The sequence below is a fragment of the Yersinia rohdei ATCC 43380 genome (assembly GCF_000173775.1).
Classification (GTDB): Bacteria; Pseudomonadota; Gammaproteobacteria; order Enterobacterales; family Enterobacteriaceae; genus Yersinia; species Yersinia rohdei.
In genome coordinates this window covers 1-1440 of the sequence record NZ_ACCD01000074.1, presented here as the reverse complement: position 1 = coordinate 1440, position 1440 = coordinate 1, and the positions used below count along the sequence as shown (strand labels likewise).

Here is a 1440-nt window from a genome sequence, read left to right as displayed (position 1 = left end):
CGCTATGCACTGCAACGGGGCGGTACTATAGTGACCGGCGGCCTGATGGTCAAGCAGTATTTATTTGTTGATTGTTAACTGGTTATTCTCCATCCATATAGTATGAATCAACGGCAATTATTGTTTATTTAACGTCACTTGTTATTAATATCCATATTGATTAAAGAGCCCCTTGGTCAGCGCCAATGTTTAGCGGTAGACGGCGAATCAACCATGACGTAATCCGCACCCAAGGATTTAGCTAATTGGTAATCTGCGTAGGAATTGATACCTATCAAAAGAATTTTGGTGTCATTGTTTATTTTAAAACAGCTCATGGCCTGCTGATTCCAGACCAATTGTGCCCGTGAACTGCCTCTGCCGAGTGTAAATTTTTCAACAACTCTGACATCGCGTTTTAATTCAAAAGCGTGATGCATATCTGTATTGTTAGCTAAGTTACTTTCGGACTTTTTAGTTATTTTGCAGTCATTTGCCATAATGGCATTGGTGAGTATTTTTCGCGTTAAATTTCGGGGTTGGTATTTATTAATATATTTTGGCAGCTCTGCCAGGTATTTACTCTCCGTCGAGTAGAAGGTAATCCTCTCAAGAGATTGTGTCTCTTTTATGAGTTTGTCGAGAATTTCGGCCATGATAACCGGGTCTGCATCCGGCGATTTAATATCAAGAATAAATCTCGTGTCTGGATAGGACTGAATAATCTGCTGCAATGAAGGTATGGTTATCCCTTGCCCCCGATAAATATATTGGTCTTGAATCTTAAAGTGATATGCGGCATCTAATTGCTGTAATTCCTCCCACGTAAAATCAGATACCAGGCCACTCCCATCCGTGAGGCTTTTAAGGTCACTAGGGCGATACAGCACAGGAATACCCTCTTTACTGAATTGGATACTCAACCAAAGGATATCTGCTTCATTATGTAATGCCATATTTATGGCATGTTTGGTATTTTCAGGGTGATCTGCGGTTCCTCCCCGATGAGCGACAATTAAGGGTTCTGCAAATCCTGAGTCACAACAAAATATTAATAAGAATGCACTAATATAGGGTTTCATATTTTATCTCTCTGAGGATTATGTCTTTGATGATGAAATATAAAATAGGTTGTAACATGCGATGTTGAATGGCGGTATAACAAATTTGCAACAAAGTGGCTGTGTTATTGATAGAGGGTAATAACGGTTTGCGCCTTGCTAAATTTTGACGGTGTCTTCAGGGGAATATAAAAATGTCAGGATGGGGACAGAACAAAAATAAAAAAAACGGCAATCTGAATAATAGGCCTTGGGGAGAAACACCAGGATTATTCTCGATTGCCGCTGACTTGCTATTACAATAATTTACTTTTACAACAACTTGCTATTACAACAATTTGCTATTACAACAACTTGCAGCTAAAGGCATATTAACCTGTTAGCGACTTTAATATGGCGG

Annotated in this window: 1 protein-coding gene; it reads right to left on the bottom strand. The window is 39.3% G+C overall.

Features of this window, described 5'->3' with window-relative positions:
- Positions 1–176: 176 nt before the first annotated feature.
- Entirely contained in the window at positions 177–1061 is an 885-nt protein-coding gene (locus YROHD0001_RS00095; protein WP_004716947.1) for a glycerophosphodiester phosphodiesterase family protein, read from the bottom strand.
- Positions 1062–1440: the final 379 nt, after the last annotated feature.

Coding starts and splice junctions, on each gene's coding strand:
- YROHD0001_RS00095 (WP_004716947.1), bottom strand. CDS start 1,061: ATGAAACCCTATATTAGTGCATTCTTATTAATATTTTGTTGTGACTCA.